Raw genomic sequence first — 421 nt, 5'->3', positions numbered from 1 at the left:
CAACATCGAGGCGATCCTCGGCGAGGCCGGGCTGGGGCTCGGGGACATCGTGCGCATCAACGCCTATGTCACCGACCGCGCCCATTTGCGGCCCTATATGGATGTCCGTGACCGGCTGTTTTCGAGCCCGGCGCCGGCCTCGACGCTGATGATCGTTTCCGGCTTTGCCCGCCCCGAATTCAAGGTCGAGGTAGAGGTCATCGCGGCCGGGTGATCGACAGCAGGCCTGTCCCGCGCTAGGTCTCACCGTTCATCGAAGAGGCATGACATGACCGCTGCAAGAAGACGCGTCTGGTGGGGCGACTACCGGACAACCGAATACGCCTCGATCGATCCGGAGGCGACGATCGCCATTCTGCCAGTGGCCGCGATCGAGCAGCATGGGCCGCATCTGCCTGTCTCGACCGACACCTCGATCATG

The 421-nt window shown here is 63.9% G+C and carries 2 protein-coding genes; both read left to right on the top strand.

What is annotated here, in order from left to right; all coding sequences use genetic code 11:
• On the top strand, positions 1-214 hold a 214-nt coding region (locus ACWTU8_RS32945), incomplete at its 5' end, for a RidA family protein (RefSeq protein ID WP_455851390.1).
• 54 nt (positions 215-268) lie between these two features.
• Positions 269-421 (top strand): creatininase family protein (locus tag ACWTU8_RS32940; RefSeq protein WP_455851391.1); only part of this gene is annotated, 153 nt, incomplete at its 3' end.

This window comes from Mesorhizobium sp. BHbdii (assembly GCF_053848045.1).
Note: the sequence above shows the minus strand (reverse complement) of the source record. Positions and strands in the feature narration are given on the sequence as shown.